The organism is Sphingobium sp. TB-6 (genome assembly GCF_012927365.1).
GTDB lineage: Bacteria > Pseudomonadota > Alphaproteobacteria > Sphingomonadales > Sphingomonadaceae > Sphingobium.
The window spans coordinates 39,989-61,128 of sequence record NZ_JABBGL010000003.1 but is presented as its reverse complement, the minus strand read 5'-3'; the positions used below and the strand labels follow the sequence as shown (position 1 = coordinate 61,128).

The window sequence follows — 21,140 nt, the reverse complement described above, 5'->3', positions numbered from 1 at the left end:
GTCCAACCTTCGCCGCGCGCATTTCGGCCCGATATGTTCGCCATTTTGGCGCCTCGAGCGCGACATTCATGAGTTTACGGCCTAAGACACGGTTCATGGATCGGCGGCGATTTCTGGGAATGGGCGGTTGTGCCGCCACGATGCTCGTCCTCTGGCAGACGGGGCTGGGAAGGGCCGACGCCGCCTATCCCTTCGCGCTCAGCGATGCGGAATGGCGCAAACGGCTGAGCCCGCTCGCCTATCAGGTGCTGCGCGAGCGTTCGACCGAATATCCCTTCACCAGCCCGCTCAACAAGGAGCATCGCTCGGGCACCTTCACCTGCGCCGGTTGTGGGCAGCGGCTGTTCAGTTCTAAGACCAAGTTCGATAGCGGCACCGGCTGGCCCAGCTTCTGGGCACCTCTGCCGCGCGCGGTCGGCACGTCACGCGATTTCGAACTTGGTTACCCCCGAACAGAGGTGCATTGCGCCCAATGCGGCGGGCATCTGGGCCATGTCTTCGACGACGGGCCCAAGCCCACCGGCAAGCGTTATTGCATGAACGGCGTCGCGCTGGCCTTCGTGCCGGGCTGAGCGATGACCTTGTAGATGCGGAGCGGCCCCTTGGTGGGGATCGGCCGCAACCAGCGCGGGGGCTTGTTGCGCGCCAAGGCCGCGGCCAGGCTGTGCGGGAAGTCCGCGCGATAATGCTTGATTTCGTTCATCTCGTTGCAGATCAGCAGATAATCGGCGCCCTTTCCGCCGTTCAGGCGCATGATGATCGCCAGAGCCTTTTCGGGCGGAGCGGTGAAACCGTCGATGACCGCGGTGATGCCGGCCGCATTGCGGTGATGGGCCGTGCCGATCACGCTATGCCCGGTCCGCACGAGGATGTCGGGGCCCAGATCGAGCGGTGCGAAGAGGACCGATCGCGGCAAGGCGCGCAGGGGCGCCAACATGGCCGAATTCCGGCAATTGACGGTTTCGGGCTGCTGCTTTGACGCTGCGCCGCTGGCAATCAATATCCAGGCGCCGCACAGGCCCGCCGGGGTGAACAATATGGCGACGCCCGCCGTCACCAATATTCTCGCCACCGCGTTCGTCCAGGTCTGGATATGGCGAAATAGCGCCAGCAGCAGCCAGGCGATGCCGGGCAGCGCCAGGACATGCGCCACCGACATGGCGCGCAGCACGAGGATCGCGACCGCCAATGCCCCGCTGAGCAGCAGCGCGATGACGATCCAGCGTTCCCGCGCCTCCCGCTCCTTGGCGGCCCTGGCTGCGACGATCGTGCTGATGAGGCCCATCACCGCCGGCAGAAGGATGATCCCGGCCATCATTGGGCCTTGCTCCCAGACCGGGCGGCCTTCCTTCACTTGCAGATACCATAAGCGATAGGCGACCGGGCCGAGCGCCTTGAAAGGGTCGCCGGCAATGCATGATCCTCCGCTCAGCAGGAACATGCCAGTCGCGGCGATCCCCCCGGCCCCGGTCGCCATGAAGCGGCGCTGGACCGTATTCGTGCCGAAAAGGCGCAAGGCCAGAGGCGTCGCCAGCGCGAAAGCCAGTAGCGACCAGACATAGGCCGCCGATAGGCTGTCGCATTGCCGGATCAGCGGTGCTTGAGGACCGCGCAGCACCAGCAGCAGGGCCAGCGCGCTGCCGCCCAGCGTGACGGCAAAGGCGGCGATCCGCGCAACCTCCCGCCGGTCGAACCAGCTCCGCAGGGCGAAGATGCCGGCGAACAGCGCGGCATAGGGCAAGGCCTCGCTGGAAATCTGGAGCCAGATCGCCAGCGCCAGTCCCGCCGTGACGCCGCCTCTGAGGCGATGCCTGTCCAGCGTTCCGCACAAGGCGATGGCCGACATCCAGATCTGCCACCCATGATGGTCGATCCGGAACGGGGTGAACTGGACCAATATGGTCGGCGTCGTCAGGAGCAGGGCCACCGCAAGCAAGGCGATGATGCCGCTATCGGTGGCGCGTTTGGCCGCCAGGAACAGCGTGCCCGTCAGACCGCCCAGCAACAGCAAGGGCACCAGCACGCAGGCGGCGATTTCGGCCTGCACGGCGCCCAGCAGCGGGCGCAGCAAAAGGATCAGCGCCGCAATCGGCATGTCGACGATGCGCGACCAATGCATCGGCCCACCCATTGGCGGATTGACGCGGTGCTGACTGACATCCCAGAAACCCTGCCCGTGCAGCCAGTCGCGGACCTGCTGCAACCGCATGGCGTCGTCGGGATCGCGGAATTCAGGCGTGGTCAGGCCGCTGCGAAACAGCCAGAGCATGACGGCACAGCATAGGAGCCATGCCAGCAAAACCCCTGCCCCGATCTGCCAGCGGGCGATCGAGGGTCTTGCAGGAAGGGAGATGGAATCAGGCGCGGGCAAAGATGCCATATTTCCGGATCGCATAGACGGACAGGAAGCTGACCGGAACCGCCATCAGCTTGGCTATCGCGGGGGCGACGCCCAGGCTGCTCAAACCGCCTACCGACGCCATGGTGATCGCCATGCCGATCAGGGCGCTGGCGATGAAGGCGATGCGTTGGGCATGGGTGGCCGGTTGCTGCATTTCGAAGACGAAATGGACGCTGATCAGCCAATGCAGGACCAACCCGCCCGAATAGCCGCCAAGGGCGGCGATGGCGGGCGGCAGGCCCAAATGGTTCAGCATCATGAACAGCGCGAAGTCCCCCGACAGAGCGCAGATGCTGGCCATAAGATAGCGCGTGAAAGTGAAGCGGCCGATGATGGCGTTCAACGGTCCGGCCAGGCTGCGCACCAATTGGGGCATGGGGATCAGGCCGCCTTCAATCGATTGGGCACCAGCCGTTCGCTTGTCAGGGCTGCGCGCTCCCCGGCGGCGTCCTGCCCTTCCTCGCCTGCCTCATGATATTCGGCGTCTTCATTGACTGCCCAGATGTCGTAAAGCTGTTCGCCCGCCTCGATATTGCGGACGGTCAGCATCGCCGTCATCATCGCATGATCCTGGTTGTTGTAGCGATGCATGCCGTTGCGGCCGACCAGATGCAACGTGGGGTAAAGCCGCTGCAATTCGGTCCGCATGGCCAGCACATTGTCGGCATAGCTGTCGTCATAGACCGGATAGGCCTTTTCCTGCCGCACCACCGTGCCGCCGACGACGTCGCCGGGATTACACAGGCCCAGGATCGCCATTTCCCTCTTCGCCAGCTCGATCAGATCGGCGTCGCTCGACGACCAGAGGCCGTCGCCCTCGAAGCAGAAATATTCCAGGCCCACGCAGGCGAGGTCAGGATCGGGCACCATTTCGGGCGACCAGCTCCGGAAATTCTGGATGCGGCCGACCTTGACCTTGCTGTCGTGGATGTAGATCCAGTTGTCGGGGAAGATATCCTCGCCCTTCACCATCAGCGCGACGGTCAGGAAGTCGCGATATTTCAGTTCCATCGCATGGCCCAGCGTGGCGGGCAGCGGATGGATGCGACCGGCCAGCTCGCGCATCGGCGCTGAACTGATGACATGGGCGGCATTGATGACGACTTCGCCATCCGGTCCCTGCGCCACCATGCGCCAGCGGCCGCTGGCCTGATCCTGCGACAATTGGTCCAGGCTATGGGCCATCAGCACCTGATTGCCGCCTGCCACCACGAAGTCGCGCGCCGCTTCCCACATCATGCCGGGGCCAAGGCGCGGATAGCGGAAGCTTTCCAGCAGGGTCTTGGTCGCCATGCCGTCATTGGGCTTCTTGTTGAGGCCAAGCGAACGCTTGAGGCCGTCCACGACCGCACCCCAGAGCGACAGCCCCTTGATGCGCTGCGCCGCCCAGTCCGCCGACATCTCGTCGCAAGGCATGCCCCAGACCTTCTCCGTATAGGTCTTGAAGAAGATCGAGAACAGCTTGTGGCCGAAGGCGTTGACGGTCCAGTCCTGAAAGGAGCGGATATTGCGATTGGGGAACAGCTTCGCCTTGGCGAAGCTCGCCATGCAGAGGGTCGAGCGCCAGATGCCCAGATTGCCGAGCGCTTCGAAGGCGCGCAGCGGGTAGCTGTAGAATTTGCCCTCATAATAGATCCGGCTCATCCGGGGGCGCTGGATAAAATCGTCGGGCAGAATCTCGTTCCAGAGGTCGACGACCTCCTTCGACTTGGAAAAGAAGCGATGGCCGCCAATGTCGAACCGGAAGCCGTTCATTTCGACGGTCCGGCTGATGCCGCCGACATAGATGGGGTCTTTTTCGATGACCCGGACCGAATAGCCCTTTTTGGTTAAGAGATAAGCGGCAGTAAGGCCGGCCGGACCTGCGCCAATAATGGCGACATCCACATTGTGGTCGTTCTGCGGCATCTAAGGCCCCCCGATGAAATCCTTGACCAAATTAGGTGAAGGAAATCTTCTAAGGAGTAGTTAATAGCCGGTAACAATGCAAGATAAGGCAACGCCGACGGATATATGTCCGTCGGCGTCGTCCCTTTTCCTAAAGGCGGATCAGCCCTGACGCTGGGCCTGGATCAACGTGTTGAGGTCCGTGCGGGCGCCGTCCAGGGCTTCACCGAAGCAAGCCCGATAGTCCGGGGTGGCTGGCAGGATCGATCCGTTCATCCAGCCGCACACCTTCTTGGCGGCCTTGGTGATCCGGGAATCGGCCATGCGCGCGCCATGGGTGCTGGCGAGGTTGAGATCGGCCATCGACACGGTGATGCTGCGCGTTTCCATCCCTGTGCGGCCGTCGACCACCACATCCATGTCATTGATGCCAGCGAAGGCGTTTGCAGCGGGCAGGGCAAGGGTTATCGCGGCGGTCAACGCCACCAACGTCTTTCTGGTCATCCTGTATCTCCTGTCGAACTTTTTTATAGAGTTCGCCCTACGCCTGACGTGGGAGAAGGGTCCCGAATCAGATAGGCTTCGTGCAGGCACATGAAAAGGGGCCACTTGGCAAAAAGTGGCTGAAAACCGTTATTTTTGCGGATGCGAAAGGATTAGGCGCCCTTTCGCATCCGCATCATTTCATGATCAATGGCGGAAGTGGCGCATGCCGGTGAAGACCATGGCAAGACCCGCTTCGTCGGCTGCCGCGATCACTTCCTCGTCGCGGATGGACCCGCCCGGCTGGATCACTGCCGTCGCGCCCGCCTCGACCGCCGTCAGCAGGCCGTCGGCAAAGGGGAAGAAAGCATCGGAGGCGACCGCAGAGCCGATGGTGTGGGCTTCGCTCCAGCCTGCCTTTTCGGCGGCGTCCCTGGCCTTCCAGGCGGCGATGCGCGCGGATTCGAGGCGGTTCATCTGACCCGCGCCAATGCCGGCGGTGCTGTTGCCCTTGGCATAGACGATGGCGTTGGACTTCACATGCTTGGCAACGGTCCAGGCGAACAGGCAGTCGGTGAGTTCCTGTTCGGTCGGGGCGCGCCTAGTGACGACTTTCAGCATGTCGCGGGTGATGCGGCCATTGTCGCGGCCCTGCACCAAAAGGCCGCCAGCGATGCTCTTGATCTGAAGGCCAGTACGCGCCGGATCGGGCAGTTCACCGGTCAGCAGCAGGCGGAGATTCTTCTTCTTGGCAAAGATCGCCTTGGCGTCCTCGTCCGCGTCAGGCGCGGCGACGACTTCGGTGAAGATGCCGCTGATCGCCTCGGCGGTCGGGCCGTCGAGCGGGCGGTTGACGGCGATGATGCCGCCAAAGGCAGACACGCTGTCGCAGGCGAGCGCGGCTTCATAGGCTTCGATCAGCGTGTCGCCGGTGGCGACGCCACAGGGATTGGCGTGCTTGACGATGACCACGGTTGGCGGGCCGTCGCGAAATTCGCTCACCAGCTCCAGCGCGGCGTCGGCGTCGTTATAATTATTGTAGCTCAGTTCCTTGCCCTGGATCTGCTTCGCCTGGGCGATGCCGTTCGCGGAAGGACCGACGGGCAGATAAAGCGCGGCCGACTGATGCGGGTTTTCGCCATAGCGCAGGGTCGAGCCGAGCTTGCTCGACATGGAGAGGCTTTCGGGGAACTGCACGCCCTGATCGGCAAAGGCGAACCAGCTCGCGATCATCGAGTCATAGGCGGCGGTGGCGGCATAAGCCTTGGCCGCAAGCATGCGGCGGAAATCATAGCTGGTCGCGCCGCCCTTCTCCTCCATTTCCGCGATCAGGCGGGCATAGTCGGCGGGATCGGTGACGATCGCCACGCTTTCATGATTCTTCGCGGCGGAACGGACCATGGACGGGCCGCCAATGTCGATATTCTCGATGATCTCCTCACGCTCTGCCCCTTTTGCAACGGTGGCGGCGAAAGGATAGAGGTTGACGACGACGAGGTCGATCGCCCCGATTGCATGCTCGTCCATCGAAGCGACATGCTCGGGATTGCCCCGCACGGCGAGCAGGCCGCCATGGACCTTGGGGTGCAGCGTCTTGACGCGGCCGTCCATCATTTCCGGGAAGCCGGTGAGGTCGGAAATATCCTTCACGGCAAGGCCCGCGTCGCGCAGCGCCTTGGCGGTTCCGCCGGTCGACACCAGTTCGACGCCATGCTTGCCCAGCGCCTGCCCCAGTTCGATGAGGCCGGACTTGTCCGACACAGAAAGGAGGGCGCGTTTGATGGTGACGTCTGACATGAAGGTGCTTCCTGCTGTTCGGGTGCCGCTCAGGCTTGCCGCAGCCCTCTAATCCCGCTTGGACCTTGCGGCAAGCTTGTAGGATTTGGGTGAGACAGGCGGCTCGATAGAGCTACGGAAATGGGCCGTTTTTTGTTCGACGGTCGAGGCAATGGCCAGAATTCGTCTCCACTGTAATCCGCCTCCACTGTCCTTAAGACGCCAGCGACCGGGGCGCCGCGCGCAGGCCAGCCAGGTTGATCGACTGGGTGAACTCCACCCCCAGCCGATCCTCCTTCGACCAACGGGCAATGGCGTTGACGGTCTGGTTGTCGCCAAGATCGATCGCGAACAGCGTGCCTTCCGGCACGTCCCACAAACCCTCCAACTGCGCGCCGGTGGAGGAGATGTTGCGGATACGCCCGGTATAGACATGGCCGTCATGATGCACGGCGACCGTGCGCAACATGGTCTTGCGTTCCGGCCGGCTCGATTGGAATCCCTGAAGCATCGCAGCACCGCCATGGCGGTGCTGCTGGACCAGTACATCCGCCGCGGGCACCGGGCGGCCATAGACATAGCCCTGAATATGGCTGCACCCCAGATTGCGGATCAAAGCGAGCTCGTCCTGCGTCTCCGCGCCTTCCGCCGTGGTGTCCATGCCCAGCGCCTCGGCCAGGCTGACGATCGCCTTGATGATCGCGCTGTTGGGGCTGCCCTTGATCGCGGCGCCACGCACGAAACTCTGGTCGATCTTGATCTTGTCGAACGGCGCTTTCTTCAAATAGCCGAGCGAGGAATAGCCGGTGCCGAAATCGTCCAGCGCCAGGCGCACGCCAATGCCCTTCAGCCGCGAAAACATCGAATCCGTGCCGTCATCATCGTTCAGGAACACGCTTTCGGTGATCTCCAGTTCCAGCCGCTGGGGCGCCAGGCCCGAGGCCGCGAGTGCATTCATCACGATCGAAGGCAGGCCCGGATTGGCGAACTGGATCGGGGAGACGTTGACCGCCACCCGCACGCCATCGGTCCATTGCGCCGCATCCCGGCAGGCGGTGCGAAGCACCCATTCACCGATCGGGCCGATCAGGCCGCTTTCCTCCGCGATCGGCACGAACAGGGTGGGCGAAATCGCGCCGCGCACCGGATGCTGCCAGCGCAACAACGCTTCATAGCCGGTGATCTGCTCGGTCCTGGAGCAGACGACAGGCTGGTAGACGAGATGCAGGCTGTTTTCGACCAGCGCCTTGCGCAGATCCTCCTCCAACTGGCGGCGATCCTCCGCATCGGCGTGCATTTCCGGCGAATAGAAGCGGTAAACGCCGCGCCCGTCGCCCTTGGCCGCATAGAGCGCCAGATCGGCGTTGCGGATCAATTCCTCTGCGGTGACGCCGTCCTGCGGGCAGAAGGAAATGCCGATCGACACGCCGATGACGACCGCCGTATTCCCTATCGTATAGGGTTGGGACACGTCGGTGATGATCGCCCGCGCCAGATGATCCAGCGTGATCTTGTCGGGCCGGCTAGGCAGCAGAATCTTGAATTCGTCGCCGCCCTGACGGCCGACCAGCCCCTTGTCCCCGACCACGCGCCGGATGCGCTCGCTCACCTGGCGCAACAGCGCGTCGCCCGCCGGATGACCGAGCGTGTCGTTGACGATCTTGAACCGGTCGAGGTCCAGCATCATCAGCGTGCAGTCCCGGGGTTGCCCCTTCTTGCCCGCGACCGCCTGCTCCAGCGAGCGCATCATCTGCACCCGGTTGGCAAGCCCGGTCAGCGAGTCATATTGGGCGAGCCGCGTCACCTCCGCCTGGCTGCGGCGCATTTCGGTGAGGTCGGTGCCGCTGCCCCGGAAGCCGTGGAACTGGCCGAATTCGTTGAACACCGGCTGGCCGGAGATCGACCACCAGCGTTCATCCTTCGTCATGGCGGCACGGACCGGAATTTCGGCAAAGCCGGTGCGCGCCGACAGATGGAAACCCAATGTGCGCTCGCCATCGCCGTCCTGCCGGTCGCCGGGGCGGATGATCTCCGTGATCGGACGGCCGATCAGCGCCTCATTGCTTAGGTCGAGCGTGCGGACCAGCGTATCGGAAATATAGGCGATGCAGCCATGGCGATCGGTTTCCCAGAACCAGCCGCGGCCCGATTGTTCATATTCGTGCAGCAACCGATCGGATCGCTGGGCGCGCAAGTCGCGCTGATGGAAGGCGATGGCGCGATTCATGTCGGCATTCGCCTGACGCAGCGCGGCGATGAGCATCACCGCGATGCAACTGATCAACAGGCCGATCTGCGCGAAATCCCCCCGATGCAGGACGGAGGCGATCAGCAGGCCGCAAAAATAGCTGACCCCCAGCAAGCGCCGGTCACCGAAGATCGACACCGCCATCAGCGCGACCGCCATTTCCGCCGCCAGGTTGCGGGATAGCGCGCCCACGATCAGCGATGGCCCCAGCATCAGGCTGAAGCTCAGGCCCGAGAGCAGCACCATGGGCAGCATCAGCCATTTCTGGTGATGCGGCCGCAGGCGCTGAAAGCGCGCGCCGCGGGGGGCCACGATCGCGACGCCATCCACCAGCAGCATGGCGGACAGGGCGACGGCATGGCCGATATTGTCCGCTTCGTAAAAGGGGACATGCAGCAGGGCGGTGATGCACAGTTTGCCCAGCAGGACCAGCGGCCAGAGCCGGGCGATATGGACGAAGGTGCCGGAAATCCACGAAGCGTCGACCGACGCCCCGCTCTCGGCCAAGCCGAGGGCCGCGACGAGGTCGGTTCGCCGCGATTGCAGTTCCGCCAGATTCGTCCGCAAGGAAGTCATATTTCCTGCGTAACGGGAAGAGATTGAAAGAAACTTACCCGCTTGGCGGCAGACCGATCCTTCAGAGCAAGGTCAACCGAAGGCGGGTGGGAAGGTGGAGAGGGGCTCTCGCAAATCCGTCATCCCAGCGAACGCTGGGATGACCATGTTATCAATGCCCGATCGCAGCCAAACCCTCAGACGCGCATCGGCATCAGCACGTAAAGCGCCGGGCTGCGGTCGTCCTCGCGGATCAGCGTCGGCGCGGCGGCGTCGGCCAAATGCAGCTCGACCAGATCGCTGTCGATCTGGCCCAATATGTCGAGCAGATAGCGAGCGTTGAAGCCGATGTCGAAACCCTCGCCCTGGAAGGCGCCAGGAACTTCTTCCGCCGCCGTGCCGTTTTCAGGGCTGGTGACGGAGAGCGTGATCTTGTCGCGGTCCAGCGTCATCTTGACCGCACGGGTCTTTTCGGTGGCGATGGTGGCGACGCGGTCCACGCCTTCCTCGAAGCTGCGCGGGTCGATCTTGAGCAGCTTGTCGTTGGCGGTCGGAATGACGCGACTGTAATCGGGGAAGGTGCCGTCGATCAGCTTGCTGGTCAGGATCGCGCTACCAAGGCCAAAGCGGATCTTGCTGGCGGACAGCGAAATCTGGACCGAGCCTTCGACCTCGTCGAGCAGCTTGCGGAGTTCACCGATGCACTTGCGGGGTATGATGATGCCCGGCATGCCGTCGGCGCCATCGGGACGCGGCACGGTGACGCGGGCGAGGCGATGGCCGTCGGTGGCGGCGGCCTTCAGCACCGGCTGGCCGTCATCCGAAACATGGAAATAAATGCCGTTGAGGTAATAGCGCGTCTCTTCGGTCGAGATGGCGAAGCGCGTCTTGTCGATGATCTGCTTCAGCGTCTCGGCCGGCAGTTCGAAGCTGGTCGGCAGGTCGCCTTCCGCGATCACCGGGAAATCGTCGCGCGGCAGGGTCGACAGGTTGAAGCGGGCGCGGCCCGCCTGGATCAGCATCTTGCCCTCGGCCGCCTGGAGCGACACCTGCGACCCTTCGGGCAGCTTGCGGGCGATGTCGAACAAGGTGTGGGCGGAAATGGTGGTCGCGCCAGGCTGTTCCACCTGCGCCGAAACGCTTTCGACGATCTGGAGGTCGAGGTCGGTCGCCATCAGCTTGATCGCGCCATCCGCCGATGCTTCGATCAGCACGTTGGACAGGATCGGAATCGTGTTGCGCCGCTCGACCACCGACTGGACGTGGCTGAGGCTCTTGAGCAGCGTTGCGCGTTCGATGGTGGCCTTCATGTCCCTGTTCTGTCCGTTTCTTTTCTGCGCAAAGCCCGAACTCAGTCGAATCCGGGCGACAATGATGGATGATCCTTCATAGCCGCTGTTGCGGCTTGGGCAAGCGTTCGGTGCGCCTTTCGTTTCGACCGGGGTTGCAAAAGGGAACAGCATAGGCTTTGCGGGGGATGTGAAACGCTTGGCCGCCCTCGCCCTTCCCCTGTTGATGCTTGGCGTGACGGCTGAGGCGCGCGATTCATTGGGCGTTTTCGATGCCTGGGGCGCGTTCCGCGATACGGCCAGCCCGCGCTGCTATGCCATAGCCATGCCGGTGACGGCGAAGTCGGAGGGCTTTGCCGCGGTCGGGAGCTGGCCGCGCCAGCGCGTGCGCGGTCAGGTGCATTTTCGCTTGAGCCGGATGCGGGCAGATGAGGCTGCGGTGATTTTGAATGTAGGCGACCGGCGTTTTACGCTGGTGGCGGGGCAAGTCGACGCCTGGGCGCCCGATGCGCGGGCAGACGCGGCGATCATCGCGGCGATGCGCTCCGCGACGAGCATGAGCGTGCAGACGCGGGATGCGCGTGGGCGGGGTTTTGCCGACACCTATGCGCTGCGCGGGGCGGCTACGGCGATCGATGCGGCAGCGCTGGGGTGCGCGCGGTTGCGCTAGAAACGCGCCGCTTTAAAAATGCGCGAAAATCGGCTATGGGCGCGGCCATGCAGACAGCCGCCAACCCCTTGATGCCGATTCCCGGCCTTATCGATCCTGTGCCCGTACCTCGTGCGGTGACACCTCGCGAGGATGGGCGCGTCGACCTGACGGGGCTGTCGCGCCCCCAGATGAAGGGCGCGCTGGAAGAAGCCGGGCTCGATCAGAAGCAGGCGAAGCTGCGCTCCAAGCAGCTTTTCCACTGGCTCTATCATCGCGGTGAAACGGATTTCGACGCGATGACCGACCTCGCCAAGCCGATGCGCGGCTGGATGGCGGAGCGCTTCGTCGTCGGCCGTCCGCAGGTGGTCGAGGCGCAGGTATCGAGCGACGGCACGCGCAAATGGCTGCTGCGGTCGGACGATGGGCAGGATTATGAGATGGTGTTCATCCCGGACGCGGACCGGGGGACGCTCTGCGTTTCCAGCCAGGTGGGGTGTACGCTCAACTGCCGTTTCTGCCATACCGGCACGATGCGGCTGGTCCGGAACCTGACGCCGGGCGAGATCGTGGGTCAGGTCATGCTGGCCCGCGATGCGCTGGGCGAATGGCCCAAGGGGAGCATGGCCTCGGCCAATGACGATGAGGCGGACGACGCGTCGCAATATTCGCCGGACGGACGGATGCTGACCAACATCGTGATGATGGGCATGGGCGAGCCGCTCTATAATTTCGACCATGTGCGCGACGCGCTGAAGGTCGTGATGGATGGCGATGGGCTAGCGCTTTCGAAGCGGCGGATTACCCTCTCCACCTCCGGCGTGGTGCCGATGATGGCGCGGGCAGGCGAGGAGATCGGCGTGAACCTGGCCGTATCGCTCCATGCCGTGACCAAGGATGTGCGCGACGAGCTGGTGCCGCTCAACAAGAAATATGGCATCGAGCAGTTGTTGCAGGCCTGCGCCGACTATCCGAACGCGAACAATGCGCGGCGCATCACCTTCGAATATGTGATGATCAAGGACAAGAATGACAGCGATGACGATGCGCGTGAGCTGGTCCGGCTGCTCCGCCAGTATAAGCTGCCCGCCAAGGTCAATCTGATCCCGTTCAATCCCTGGCCGGGCACGGACTATGAATGCTCGACGCCCGAGCGGATTCGCGCTTTCAGCAGCATCGTGTTCGAAGGCGGAATCAGCGCGCCGGTGCGCACGCCGCGCGGGCGGGACATCATGGCCGCCTGCGGGCAGCTCAAATCCGCTTCGGAGAAGAAGAGCCGGGCCGAGCTGGATCGGCTCGCCGCGGAGAAGCAAGCCGCGCTCGGATAGAGCGGGGCTGATGATCCGCGCCTCTCATGGCGCGAGACGGAAACCCCGCCCGGAACGGCGGGGTTTTTCTTGTGAGTTTCGTCCGGGCGGCATGAGAAGGATGGAATTATGACGGACGAAGAGATTGAACGGATCGCGACGGGCTTTTGTGCGCGGACGCTGCCCAAGGAGGAGTGGACCCATATGGCCCATTTCTCGACGGCCTTATGGCTGATACTGCGGCGGCCGGATGTCATGCCTGAGCGCGACATGCCGGGGATGATCGCGGCCTATAATGAGAGCGTGGGCGGCGTGAACAACGACATGTCGGGCTATCATGAGACGATCACGCAGGCGTCGCTGAGCGCGGCGCGAGCGATCCTGGCGGGCTTGCTGGAAGGCGTGACGCCGGGCGAGGCCTTTGCGGCGCTGATGAACTCGCCCATGGCCGACAAGGACTGGCTGTTTGCCTATTGGTCGCGCGAGCGGCTGATGTCGGTGGAGGCGCGGCGGACGTGGGTGGAGCCGGACCTCAAGCCCCTGCCCTGGGCATAGAAAAAGGGCGGCCCCGGCTGGGACCGCCCTTCCCCTGTTCTATCCGAGAGGGATTAGAAACGGAAGCCGATGCCGACGACGCCAGCGTCACGGCCGCCGATGCCATCTTCATACTCGCTGCGCTGATATTCAGCCGAGATGTAGGTGTTGCCGGTCACCGCGAATTCCGCGCCGCCACCGTAACGCACGCCTTCGAACGAACCGCCAGCGTTGCTGTTCGATACTTCGATGCGGGTGTTGGCATAGCCGACCTTGCCGAACGCCAGGATGCGCGGGGTCACGACATAGCCGAGACGGACCGAAGCGGCGAGGTCACGGCTGATTTCCGTGCCGCCGGCGCCGACGGTGGTGTCATTGAGCGACACTTCCGGGCCGAAGGTGATGCGCGGAGCGACGGCCAGATCATAGCCGGTCGACACGCCGTAAGCGAAGCCGTCTTCGCCGCCCAGCTTGTCATAGCCCAGCGTCACGCCAGCGCGCGGACCGGTGAAGGGCGCAGCATCCTGAGCGAAAGCGGGAGCAGAAACAGCGGCAGCAGCAAGGGCTGCGAAAATCACAGTCTTCATAAAATCCTCATATTACGAGAAACGCACAGTCCATGAACTGGACAGGCGTTTTGTTCTTTTTACGGGATGGCGTTGCACTTGATTATTTCATCGCCATTTGGAACACCGATTTTTATTCGGCTTATCCTCCCGTCCTGCACGCAGCGATGTGTGTCGCTGACGGCGCGCATATGTAACGTGATCGTCATTGTTGCAAGTTGGATATGAACTTTACAAATGTGTGATGCTTTTTCGCAACAGTCTGACTTTGCATGAAAATAGGGCGGCCCCGACGGAACCGCCCCTTTTCGTCCATAATGGACATTAGGTCAGAAACGGAAACCGACGCCGACCACGCCAGCGTCACGGCCACCGAAATTATCTTCATATTCGGTGCGCTGATATTCAGCCGAAATATAGGTGCGCGGCGTCACCGAATATTCCAGGCCGCCGCCATAGCGCACGCCTTCCAGCGTCTGGTGATCGCCGGGGATTTCGAAGCGGCTGTTGGCATAGCCGACCTTGCCGAACGCCAGCACCTGCGGGGTCACGACATAGCCGAGGCGCACCGAAGCGGCGAGATCGCGGCTGGCATCGACGCCGCCGAACTCAGCGGTGGACTCGCTCAGGGACACTTCCGGACCAAAAGTGATGCGCGGGGTGACGGCCAGGTCATAGCCGGTCGACACGCCATAGCTGAAACCGTCGCTGCCCTGGACCTTGTCATAGCCCAAGGTAATGCCAGCCCGAGGACCAGTAAAAGGTGCAGTATCCTGAGCAAAAGCGGGAACAGAAACAGTGACAGCAGCAATAGCTGCGAGAATCGCAGTCTTCATGATATTCCTCATTGGCTTATCTGATACCCTGAACCGGGCAGGGATTATCTATGGCTTCAATCAGTTTTTAAAAAGGACTGATCTGTAAAATATTTTCGATCTTATCCCTCTTGAAATATGATGGAATCCATCCATGCGAACTTCAAAATCCGGAAGCGTTACTTGGTCCCGGCAGCGGCGCTTATGGACCCGGAATCTGGCTCCCACATGAACGGAATCATGAAAAAGAATTCATGCGCGCAGCATCGCCATCCTTTTTGACGCCGCTGGTGCAAAAGGGTAACAGTCGCCTATGGATAGCGCCTTGTCCGATCCGAAACTGGTGCTGCGCCACAGCTTGCCGACGCGTCTGTGGCATTGGCTGAACGCGGCGCTGCTCTATGTGCTGTTCACCAGCGGGTTGGGCATCTTCAACGCGCATCCCCGGCTCTATTGGGGGCAATATGGCGCGAATTTCGACCACCCCTGGCTGACGCTGGAGCGCTTCGGCGGCTGGATCACCCTGCCCGCTCATTATAATCTGGCGATGTCGCGGCACTGGCACCTGACCGCCGCGCCGATCTTCGCCTTTGCGCTGCTCTTCTACATGCTCTGGAGCCTGTTCGGGCGGCATCTGGCGCGCGACCTCGCCTTCCGGCGCGGGGAACTGGCGCCCCGCCATGTCTGGCAGGACATCAGGGATCATGCCCGGCTGCGCTTTCCTACGGGGGAAGCGGCGCTGCGCTACAATGTGTTGCAGAAGGCAAGCTATATCGGCGTGATCTTCGTCGCGCTGCCGCTCATCATCCTGACGGGGCTCACCATGTCGCCCGGCATGAACGCGGCCTGGCCCTGGCTGGTCGAACTGTTCGGCGGAAGGCAGTCGGCGCGATCGATCCACTTCATCGCCGCCTTCGCCCTGGCGGCCTTCTTCCTGGTGCATATGTTGATGGTGCTGCTGGCGGGGCCGCTAAACGAGATTCGGTCGATGATCAGCGGGCGCTACCGGCTGCCGGAGGCGCGGCGATGAGCCTGATCCTGAGCCGCCGGGCGTTGGTCCTGGGCGCCGCCGCGACGCTGGCGGGCTGCGACCGGCTGGCAAGCAACGAGACGGTACGGGAAGCGTTGTTTTCTGCCGAGAATTTCCATAAATGGGCGCAGCGCAGTCTGATGGCCCGCGACGCGCTGGCCCATGAATTTCGCCCGGACCAGATCTCCCCCTTCTTCCGGCCCAACGGCACCGCCAACCCCAATACGCCCGAATATAGGGCGCTATGGCGCAGCGGCTTTGCCGACTGGCGATTGCGGGTCGGCGGGCTGGTCGCGCGGCCCCTATCCCTGTCGCTAGCTGACCTCCATGCCCTTCCCCATCGCGAGCAGATCACGCGGCATGACTGTGTCGAGGGATGGAGCGCCATCGGCAAATGGCGCGGCGTGCCGTTGAAGCCGATCCTTGAAGCGGCACGACTACGGGAAGGCGCGCGCTACATCGTCTTTCACTGCGCCGACGATATGGGCGGCGGGCGCGGCTATTATGAAAGCATCGATCTGATGGACGCCTTCCACCCGCAGACCATCCTCGCTTTCGCGCTCAACGACCAGCCTTTGCGCGTCGCCAATGGCGCGCCGCTCAGGCTGCGGGTGGAACGGCAATTGGGCTACAAGCAGGCGAAATATTTGATGCAGATTGAGGCGGTTGCGTCGTTGGACGGCATCGGCAGGGGCAAGGGCGGCTTCTGGGAAGACCATGCCGGCTATGATTGGTATGCCGGCATTTGACGCGGGCGGAACGACCTGACAGGGTAGCCCCATGAAATTGTTCGATCGCGTCATCAAGCGGCTGGTCACGCGGGGCCAGCTCAGCATCTACTATCATGACGGCAGAAAGATCACGGTCGGGTCGCCCGAACCGGGCTTTCCGTCGCTGGCGCTGAAATTCCACGATGCGCGGGTGCCCTTCGACATCATCAAGGATCCGCGGCTGGGCATGGCCGAAGCCTTCATCGACGGGCGCGTGTCGATCGAGGGCGGCGGGATCATGGAACTGATCTCGCTCATCCGCATGAACAATGCCTGGGAAACCGGCAAGTCGATCAGCGATCTCGGTTCGGTCAAGCGTGGTTTCAAGACGATCCGGCGCAAGCTGTGGGCCGCCAACCACCGGGCGCGGTCCAAGGCCAATGTCGCCCATCATTATGATCTGTCGGGCGCGCTCTATGCCCTCTTCCTCGACCGCGACCGGCAATATAGCTGCGCCTATTTCCCCGATGCCGGCAATGAGACGGGCATCAGCCTGGAACAGGCGCAGGAGGACAAGAAGGCGCATATCGCCGCCAAGCTGCATTTGAAGCCGGGCATGAAGGTGCTGGATATAGGCTGCGGCTGGGGCGGCATGGCGCTTTATCTGCATCGCACCTGCGGGGTGGACGTGACCGGCATCACCTTGTCGGAAGAGCAGCTCAAGATCGCGCGGCAACGGGCGCAGGATGCGGGCGTGGCCGACCATGTGCGCTTCGAACTGATCGACTATCGCGACATGGATGGGCCGTTCGACCGGATCGTGTCGGTCGGCATGTTCGAACATGTCGGGACCAAGGATTACCGCACTTTCTATAATAAATGCCGCGAACTGCTGACGCCGGACGGGGTGATGCTGATCCACACCATCGGGCGGGTCGACGGGCCGGGCATCACCGACGCCTTCACCCAGAAATATATCTTCCCCGGCGGCTATATCCCCGCCCTGTCGGAGATGATTCAGGGCAGCGAGGGCACGCGGCTGATGGTCACGGATGTGGAGGTGCTGCGCATCCACTACGGCCTTACCATCCGCGAATGGTACAAGCGGACGCTGGCGCACAAGGCGGACATCGTCGCGCTCTATGACGAGCGTTTCTTTCGCCTCTGGACCTTCTATCTGGCAGGCGCGGCCACCGTTTTCGAGCATGGCGGCATGGTGAATTATCAGGTCCAATATGTCCGCGACCGCCGCAGCCTGCCCATTACACGCGATTATATGCTGGAGGCGGAAAGCGCTCTTAGAGGCCGCTGATTGACCATGAATATTGGCTGACGGCGCCGTTCCCGGACGGTTCAGTCAGGCCGGTGCATCTTTCCTTCATGACCCCGGCGACGGGTGTGCATGTTGAGGAGAGACGGACATGAATATCTTGTGGAAGGGCGCGGCGGCCCTGGGCTTGGCGATCACCGCCATGGGTGTGAGCGCAGCCCCTGCACAGGCGCAATATTATGGCGGCTATGATTATGGCTATCGGGACGGTTATCGCGGCGATCGCTATGACGACCGGCGTTGGGATGATCGGCGTTGGGATGACCGGCGCTGGGATGGTCGGCGCGATTGGCGGGATGATGACCGCCGTCATTGGCGGGGCGACCGGCGTTACTGGCGCGGCCATTATCGCCAGCGCTGCTGGACCGAGTGGCGCTATAATCACTATCGCGACCGGCGCGTGAAGGTGCGGGTCTGCAACTGAGATCGATAAAATCCTCCCCGTCTTGCGATGGGGAGGATTTATTGCGTCGGGGAGCGGCTTGCGTCATCTTGACGCCATGACCGATCCGATGCCCGTCATTCAGAGCCTGCTATCGGGCCTGCCCATTTTCCTGCTGCACCTGGCCTCCGCCACGCTGGCCTGGCTGGCGGCGCTGGCGCTCTATATGTGGATCACCCCGCATGACGAATTCGCGCTGATCCGTGCCGGCAATCAGGCGGCGGGGATTTCGCTCGGCGGAGCGGCACTCGGACTCGCCGTGCCGCTGGGCTTCTGCCTCGCCGGATCGGTCAATGTCTGGGATATCATGATCTGGGGCAGCGTGACGCTGATCTTGCAACTCATCGCCTTTCGGGTCGTCGATTTCCTGCTGGGCTCGCTATCGACCCGGATCGAGGCGGACGAGCGATCCGCCGCCATCTTCCTGGCCATGATGAAGGTCGCGATCGCCTGCCTCACCGCCGGCGCGGTCGCGAGCTGAGCCGTGGCAGGGCGGCGCCTAGGCTGTCTGCCCGGCATGCTCGGCATCATCCTCGCGCTGCTGTGGATCAGCGAGGTCACCAAGCCGACGCCTCTCCATGTCGAGGCGTTCGACCCCCGCTCGCCCCGCCGCCCCATGCCGCAGTGGAGCGACGAAAGCTTCGTGATCGAGGAACGGGCCGAAGCGCCCGCCGACAGCATGGGGACGACCTTTGCCGTCGATCGCGGCGGCGCCTGGCTGACGGCCGAGCATGTCACCCATGGCTGCACCCGCGTCGGCATAGAGCAGGGCGGCTTTGCCCGGCCCGTATCGCGGCTGGTCGAAAGCCGGGAAGCGGACGCAGCGCTGGTGCGCGGCGGCGTGGCGAGCGACCATGCCCTGCCGCTGTCGGACCGGATGCCGCCGCCGGGATCGGTCGGCTATCATATGGGCTTTCCGGGCGGACAGCCGACGCTGGTCATATCCGAGCTGATCGGCGCCGCCCGCGCCCGGCGCGGCACCGGGGAGGAGACGCAGCCCGTGCTTGCCTGGGCCGAACATGGACGCATTCCGATGGGCGACGGCACGCTGTCGGGCATCAGCGGCGGGCCGGTCTTTGCCGAGGACGGCCATGTCGTCGGCGTCAACAGCGCCGCCACCGACCGGCGTGGACGCATATTGACCACCGCGCCCGATGCGATGATGCGGCTGGTCGTCGCCAGCCGGGCGGTGGGCGACCGGCCCGTCGCCTATCCCTTTCTGGACCTGGCCGATGCGCAGGCGCGCTTCGAATCCTGGCTGGCGCAGGGGGTGATCCGGCGCATCTTCTGCGATGTCGACGATGGACCGGGACAGTTGACGGCGGGGCGGCCAAAGGGCTAGGTCGCGCGCCAGATTGACAGGATTTGGACCATCATGAGCGATACGCCCCCCGACCGCCTTTCCACCAACCCGAAAAGCCCCTTTTTCGACATCGACGTGCTCCAGCGCGGCATCGGCATCAAGTTCAAGGACCGTGTGCGCAACGATGTCGAGGAATATAGCATTTCCGAAGGCTGGATTCGCGTCGCGGCGGGCAAGACCCGCGACCGTCACGGCCAGCCGCTGACGATCAAACTGTCCGGGCCGGTGGAGGCGTGGTTCGAGAACCCTGCCGAGGGCGCTGAGGAAGCGGCAGACAAGGCGGAATAAGTTTTCGTCTGAGGTGAACAAAGAAGAGCGCTGCCTCCTGGGTGAGGCAGCGCCTTTTTTTTAAGCCGTGTTCCTGCGAAGGCAGGAACCCAGTCCTACCCTTTCCTGGAATCGCAACATTTTGAACTGGATTCCTGCCTTCGCAGGAACAGGTTGATTTCAAGAGATTCGTCACACCTCACCGCAACGCCGCGTCGCGCTTCACGTCCGCGATGATATCGCGCAGCGAACGGGCCGAGGGCGTCGCATCGGCATAGCGGATAGCGTGCAGGTCCAGCGCCAGGCGCGGCTGGCTGGCAAGAGATTTACGCGACGGAGCGGCATCCTGCGCCGGATCGTCCTTGGCGATCGTCATGCTGGCGAAGCGCAGGCTGTCGCCCAGCGCCGGATCAGGCCGGAACTCGCGCAATTGCGGCTTGTCGGGATAGATGAAACCGAAGGTCGGATTGCTGCGCGCACCCATCTGGTTGGTCGGGCTGTGCCAGACGCGCACCTCACTCCAGTCGCCCTCCTCAGACACGTCGATCGCCAGCACATCTTCCTCGATCGCGCCGGGCACGGACCAGTTGGCATGCCGGATCAGCACGCGCCGGTCGTCCAGCACCCTGCTGACCACGGCGACATGGCCCAGCACCATCGGCCCCATGGGACGAAAGGCCAGCACCGCGCCCTTGCGGGGCATATGGCCGCGCCTATAGTGATTTTCCGCCTGATCCCACCAGGTCAACGCGTCGCCATAAATCTGCACGCCGGACACGATGCGCGCATAGGGCACGCATTGCAGCACCGTCGCGCCCAGCACAGGCGTCGTCGTCAGACTGGCCAGCAGCAAGGCCGCCCAGCGCATCATTCCCAATTTCATGCGACCCCAGTCCCAGCATCGCCCCACCGCCGATCAGACTAGGCGACAGCCCTTAGGAACTGGTTAAAATGTCAGAAAGCACCACGGGCAGAGTCGCTGCCGGTAGTTGCGCGATCGGCCATGGCGATCTGCACGGGGACGTCGCTCGCCTTATGCGCGTAGATGAAGCCCTTGGCGGGGTTGGGACGCAGGCCCAGATCGCCGGTCGGGCCGTACCAGACACGCACATCGGTCCAGTCATTATTGGGCGACACGTCGACAGCGCGGACATTGCGCTCGATACCGCCGCGATAGGACCAGTTGGCGTGGGTCAGCAGCACTTCGCGATCGCTGATCACCTTGCTGACCATGGCGACATGGCCGACCGGCATGGAACGGCTGGCGGCGAAGGCGAGGACGGCGCCGACGCGCGGCTCATGGCCACGATCATAGCGGCCCTCGGCCTGGCCCCACCAGGTGTTGGCGTTGCCGTACAGTTCGATACCGGAAACCTGACGGGCGAAAGGCGCGCACTGGAGCGTGCCCGCAGCGGCCGGGGTCGTGATCAGGGCGCAGAGCGCGAGCGTTGCCGCTGCGACAAAAGCGCGAAAACCACCGATCATAGA

General features: G+C 63.2%; 22 protein-coding genes. 11 read left to right on the top strand and 11 right to left on the bottom strand.

What is annotated here, in order from left to right:
• Positions 1 to 95: 95 nt before the first annotated feature.
• Entirely contained in the window at positions 96 to 572 is a 477-nt protein-coding gene (gene msrB, locus HHL26_RS05575) for a peptide-methionine (R)-S-oxide reductase MsrB (protein ID WP_087574481.1), read from the top strand.
• Here msrB and HHL26_RS05570 read toward each other — a convergent pair.
• The 7 genes from HHL26_RS05570 to dnaN form a co-directional block, all read right to left on the bottom strand.
• On the bottom strand, positions 530 to 2,380 hold the full coding sequence (locus HHL26_RS05570; RefSeq protein WP_066560209.1) for a hypothetical protein: 1,851 nt from the start codon (positions 2,378 to 2,380) through the stop codon (positions 530 to 532). The genes msrB and HHL26_RS05570 overlap by 43 nt on opposite strands.
• Positions 2,358 to 2,777 (bottom strand): GtrA family protein, encoded by a 420-nt coding sequence (locus HHL26_RS05565; RefSeq protein WP_066560210.1) that lies wholly within the window; start codon positions 2,775 to 2,777, stop codon positions 2,358 to 2,360. The genes HHL26_RS05570 and HHL26_RS05565 overlap by 23 nt, the downstream gene beginning before the upstream one ends.
• A gap of 5 nt (positions 2,778 to 2,782) precedes the next feature.
• Positions 2,783 to 4,309, bottom strand: a complete 1,527-nt coding sequence (locus tag HHL26_RS05560) for an NAD(P)/FAD-dependent oxidoreductase (protein WP_066560211.1) — start codon at positions 4,307 to 4,309, stop codon at positions 2,783 to 2,785.
• 141 nt (positions 4,310 to 4,450) lie between these two features.
• The gene (locus HHL26_RS05555; RefSeq protein ID WP_066560213.1) at positions 4,451 to 4,792 is read right to left on the bottom strand and encodes a UrcA family protein; all 342 of its coding nucleotides are present in this window, start codon (positions 4,790 to 4,792) and stop codon (positions 4,451 to 4,453) included.
• Positions 4,793 to 4,978: 186 nt separating this feature from the next.
• Positions 4,979 to 6,568 (bottom strand): bifunctional phosphoribosylaminoimidazolecarboxamide formyltransferase/IMP cyclohydrolase, encoded by a 1,590-nt coding sequence (gene purH, locus HHL26_RS05550; RefSeq protein WP_066560216.1) that lies wholly within the window; start codon positions 6,566 to 6,568, stop codon positions 4,979 to 4,981.
• A gap of 193 nt (positions 6,569 to 6,761) precedes the next feature.
• Positions 6,762 to 9,371 (bottom strand): EAL domain-containing protein, encoded by a 2,610-nt coding sequence (locus tag HHL26_RS05545; protein ID WP_066560218.1) that lies wholly within the window; start codon positions 9,369 to 9,371, stop codon positions 6,762 to 6,764.
• 176 nt (positions 9,372 to 9,547) lie between these two features.
• Entirely contained in the window at positions 9,548 to 10,660 is a 1,113-nt protein-coding gene (gene dnaN, locus HHL26_RS05540) for a DNA polymerase III subunit beta (protein ID WP_066561992.1), read from the bottom strand.
• Positions 10,661 to 10,829: 169 nt separating this feature from the next.
• Here dnaN and HHL26_RS05535 point away from each other — a divergent pair, with 169 nt between their 5' ends.
• From HHL26_RS05535 to HHL26_RS05525, 3 genes are all read left to right on the top strand, one after another.
• On the top strand, positions 10,830 to 11,309 hold the full coding sequence (locus HHL26_RS05535) for a hypothetical protein (RefSeq protein ID WP_066560219.1): 480 nt from the start codon (positions 10,830 to 10,832) through the stop codon (positions 11,307 to 11,309).
• 47 nt (positions 11,310 to 11,356) lie between these two features.
• Positions 11,357 to 12,616 carry a 23S rRNA (adenine(2503)-C(2))-methyltransferase RlmN gene (rlmN, locus tag HHL26_RS05530; protein ID WP_169575958.1) on the top strand — a complete coding sequence of 420 codons (1,260 nt, stop codon included), beginning with the start codon at positions 11,357 to 11,359 and terminating at the stop codon, positions 12,614 to 12,616.
• 108 nt (positions 12,617 to 12,724) lie between these two features.
• Positions 12,725 to 13,150, top strand: a complete 426-nt coding sequence (locus HHL26_RS05525; RefSeq protein ID WP_066560220.1) for a hypothetical protein — start codon at positions 12,725 to 12,727, stop codon at positions 13,148 to 13,150.
• Positions 13,151 to 13,203: 53 nt separating this feature from the next.
• On the opposite strand, the gene HHL26_RS05520 is transcribed toward HHL26_RS05525, so the two are convergent.
• Positions 13,204 to 13,716 carry a porin family protein gene (locus HHL26_RS05520; protein WP_066560223.1) on the bottom strand — a complete coding sequence of 171 codons (513 nt, stop codon included), beginning with the start codon at positions 13,714 to 13,716 and terminating at the stop codon, positions 13,204 to 13,206.
• Positions 13,717 to 14,024: 308 nt separating this feature from the next.
• Positions 14,025 to 14,531 carry a porin family protein gene (locus HHL26_RS05515; protein WP_066561998.1) on the bottom strand — a complete coding sequence of 169 codons (507 nt, stop codon included), beginning with the start codon at positions 14,529 to 14,531 and terminating at the stop codon, positions 14,025 to 14,027.
• 292 nt (positions 14,532 to 14,823) lie between these two features.
• On the opposite strand from HHL26_RS05515, the gene HHL26_RS05510 reads away from it, so the two are divergent.
• The 7 genes from HHL26_RS05510 to HHL26_RS05480 all read left to right on the top strand — a co-directional run bounded on the left by HHL26_RS05510 (position 14,824) and on the right by HHL26_RS05480 (position 19,673).
• The gene (locus HHL26_RS05510; protein WP_066560225.1) at positions 14,824 to 15,540 is read left to right on the top strand and encodes a cytochrome b/b6 domain-containing protein; all 717 of its coding nucleotides are present in this window, start codon (positions 14,824 to 14,826) and stop codon (positions 15,538 to 15,540) included.
• A complete protein-coding gene (locus HHL26_RS05505; RefSeq protein ID WP_066560227.1) occupies positions 15,537 to 16,289 on the top strand; it encodes a molybdopterin-binding protein in 753 nt (250 codons plus the stop codon). The genes HHL26_RS05510 and HHL26_RS05505 overlap by 4 nt, the downstream gene beginning before the upstream one ends.
• 31 nt (positions 16,290 to 16,320) lie before the next feature.
• The gene (locus HHL26_RS05500) at positions 16,321 to 17,562 is read left to right on the top strand and encodes a cyclopropane-fatty-acyl-phospholipid synthase family protein (protein WP_066560229.1); all 1,242 of its coding nucleotides are present in this window, start codon (positions 16,321 to 16,323) and stop codon (positions 17,560 to 17,562) included.
• Between the two features lie 109 nt (positions 17,563 to 17,671).
• Positions 17,672 to 18,004 carry a hypothetical protein gene (locus tag HHL26_RS05495; protein ID WP_066560231.1) on the top strand — a complete coding sequence of 111 codons (333 nt, stop codon included), beginning with the start codon at positions 17,672 to 17,674 and terminating at the stop codon, positions 18,002 to 18,004.
• Positions 18,005 to 18,080: 76 nt separating this feature from the next.
• A complete protein-coding gene (locus HHL26_RS05490; RefSeq protein WP_066560233.1) occupies positions 18,081 to 18,503 on the top strand; it encodes a DUF350 domain-containing protein in 423 nt (140 codons plus the stop codon).
• 3 nt (positions 18,504 to 18,506) lie between these two features.
• A complete protein-coding gene (locus HHL26_RS05485) occupies positions 18,507 to 19,364 on the top strand; it encodes a serine protease (RefSeq protein ID WP_066560236.1) in 858 nt (285 codons plus the stop codon).
• A gap of 33 nt (positions 19,365 to 19,397) precedes the next feature.
• Positions 19,398 to 19,673 carry a DUF3297 family protein gene (locus HHL26_RS05480; RefSeq protein ID WP_066560244.1) on the top strand — a complete coding sequence of 92 codons (276 nt, stop codon included), beginning with the start codon at positions 19,398 to 19,400 and terminating at the stop codon, positions 19,671 to 19,673.
• A gap of 178 nt (positions 19,674 to 19,851) precedes the next feature.
• Here the strand turns inward: HHL26_RS05480 and HHL26_RS05475 are convergent, their stop codons facing one another.
• Entirely contained in the window at positions 19,852 to 20,523 is a 672-nt protein-coding gene (locus HHL26_RS05475) for a CHAP domain-containing protein (protein ID WP_066560246.1), read from the bottom strand.
• A gap of 83 nt (positions 20,524 to 20,606) precedes the next feature.
• Positions 20,607 to 21,137 (bottom strand): CHAP domain-containing protein, encoded by a 531-nt coding sequence (locus HHL26_RS05470; RefSeq protein ID WP_066560247.1) that lies wholly within the window; start codon positions 21,135 to 21,137, stop codon positions 20,607 to 20,609.
• Between the last annotated feature and the right edge of the window lie 3 nt (positions 21,138 to 21,140).

Coding starts and splice junctions, on each gene's coding strand:
- HHL26_RS05470 (WP_066560247.1), bottom strand. CDS start 21,137: ATGATCGGTGGTTTTCGCGCTTTTGTCGCAGCGGCAACGCTCGCGCTC.
- HHL26_RS05490 (WP_066560233.1), top strand. CDS start 18,081: ATGACCGATCCGATGCCCGTCATTCAGAGCCTGCTATCGGGCCTGCCC.
- purH (WP_066560216.1), bottom strand. CDS start 6,568: ATGTCAGACGTCACCATCAAACGCGCCCTCCTTTCTGTGTCGGACAAG.
- HHL26_RS05495 (WP_066560231.1), top strand. CDS start 17,672: ATGAATATCTTGTGGAAGGGCGCGGCGGCCCTGGGCTTGGCGATCACC.
- HHL26_RS05520 (WP_066560223.1), bottom strand. CDS start 13,716: ATGAAGACTGTGATTTTCGCAGCCCTTGCTGCTGCCGCTGTTTCTGCT.
- HHL26_RS05510 (WP_066560225.1), top strand. CDS start 14,824: ATGGATAGCGCCTTGTCCGATCCGAAACTGGTGCTGCGCCACAGCTTG.
- HHL26_RS05505 (WP_066560227.1), top strand. CDS start 15,537: ATGAGCCTGATCCTGAGCCGCCGGGCGTTGGTCCTGGGCGCCGCCGCG.
- HHL26_RS05525 (WP_066560220.1), top strand. CDS start 12,725: ATGACGGACGAAGAGATTGAACGGATCGCGACGGGCTTTTGTGCGCGG.
- HHL26_RS05545 (WP_066560218.1), bottom strand. CDS start 9,371: ATGACTTCCTTGCGGACGAATCTGGCGGAACTGCAATCGCGGCGAACC.
- HHL26_RS05500 (WP_066560229.1), top strand. CDS start 16,321: ATGAAATTGTTCGATCGCGTCATCAAGCGGCTGGTCACGCGGGGCCAG.
- HHL26_RS05570 (WP_066560209.1), bottom strand. CDS start 2,380: ATGGCATCTTTGCCCGCGCCTGATTCCATCTCCCTTCCTGCAAGACCC.
- dnaN (WP_066561992.1), bottom strand. CDS start 10,660: ATGAAGGCCACCATCGAACGCGCAACGCTGCTCAAGAGCCTCAGCCAC.
- msrB (WP_087574481.1), top strand. CDS start 96: ATGGATCGGCGGCGATTTCTGGGAATGGGCGGTTGTGCCGCCACGATG.
- HHL26_RS05565 (WP_066560210.1), bottom strand. CDS start 2,777: ATGCCCCAATTGGTGCGCAGCCTGGCCGGACCGTTGAACGCCATCATC.
- HHL26_RS05560 (WP_066560211.1), bottom strand. CDS start 4,309: ATGCCGCAGAACGACCACAATGTGGATGTCGCCATTATTGGCGCAGGT.
- HHL26_RS05515 (WP_066561998.1), bottom strand. CDS start 14,531: ATGAAGACTGCGATTCTCGCAGCTATTGCTGCTGTCACTGTTTCTGTT.
- HHL26_RS05480 (WP_066560244.1), top strand. CDS start 19,398: ATGAGCGATACGCCCCCCGACCGCCTTTCCACCAACCCGAAAAGCCCC.
- HHL26_RS05475 (WP_066560246.1), bottom strand. CDS start 20,523: ATGATGCGCTGGGCGGCCTTGCTGCTGGCCAGTCTGACGACGACGCCT.
- rlmN (WP_169575958.1), top strand. CDS start 11,357: ATGCAGACAGCCGCCAACCCCTTGATGCCGATTCCCGGCCTTATCGAT.
- HHL26_RS05555 (WP_066560213.1), bottom strand. CDS start 4,792: ATGACCAGAAAGACGTTGGTGGCGTTGACCGCCGCGATAACCCTTGCC.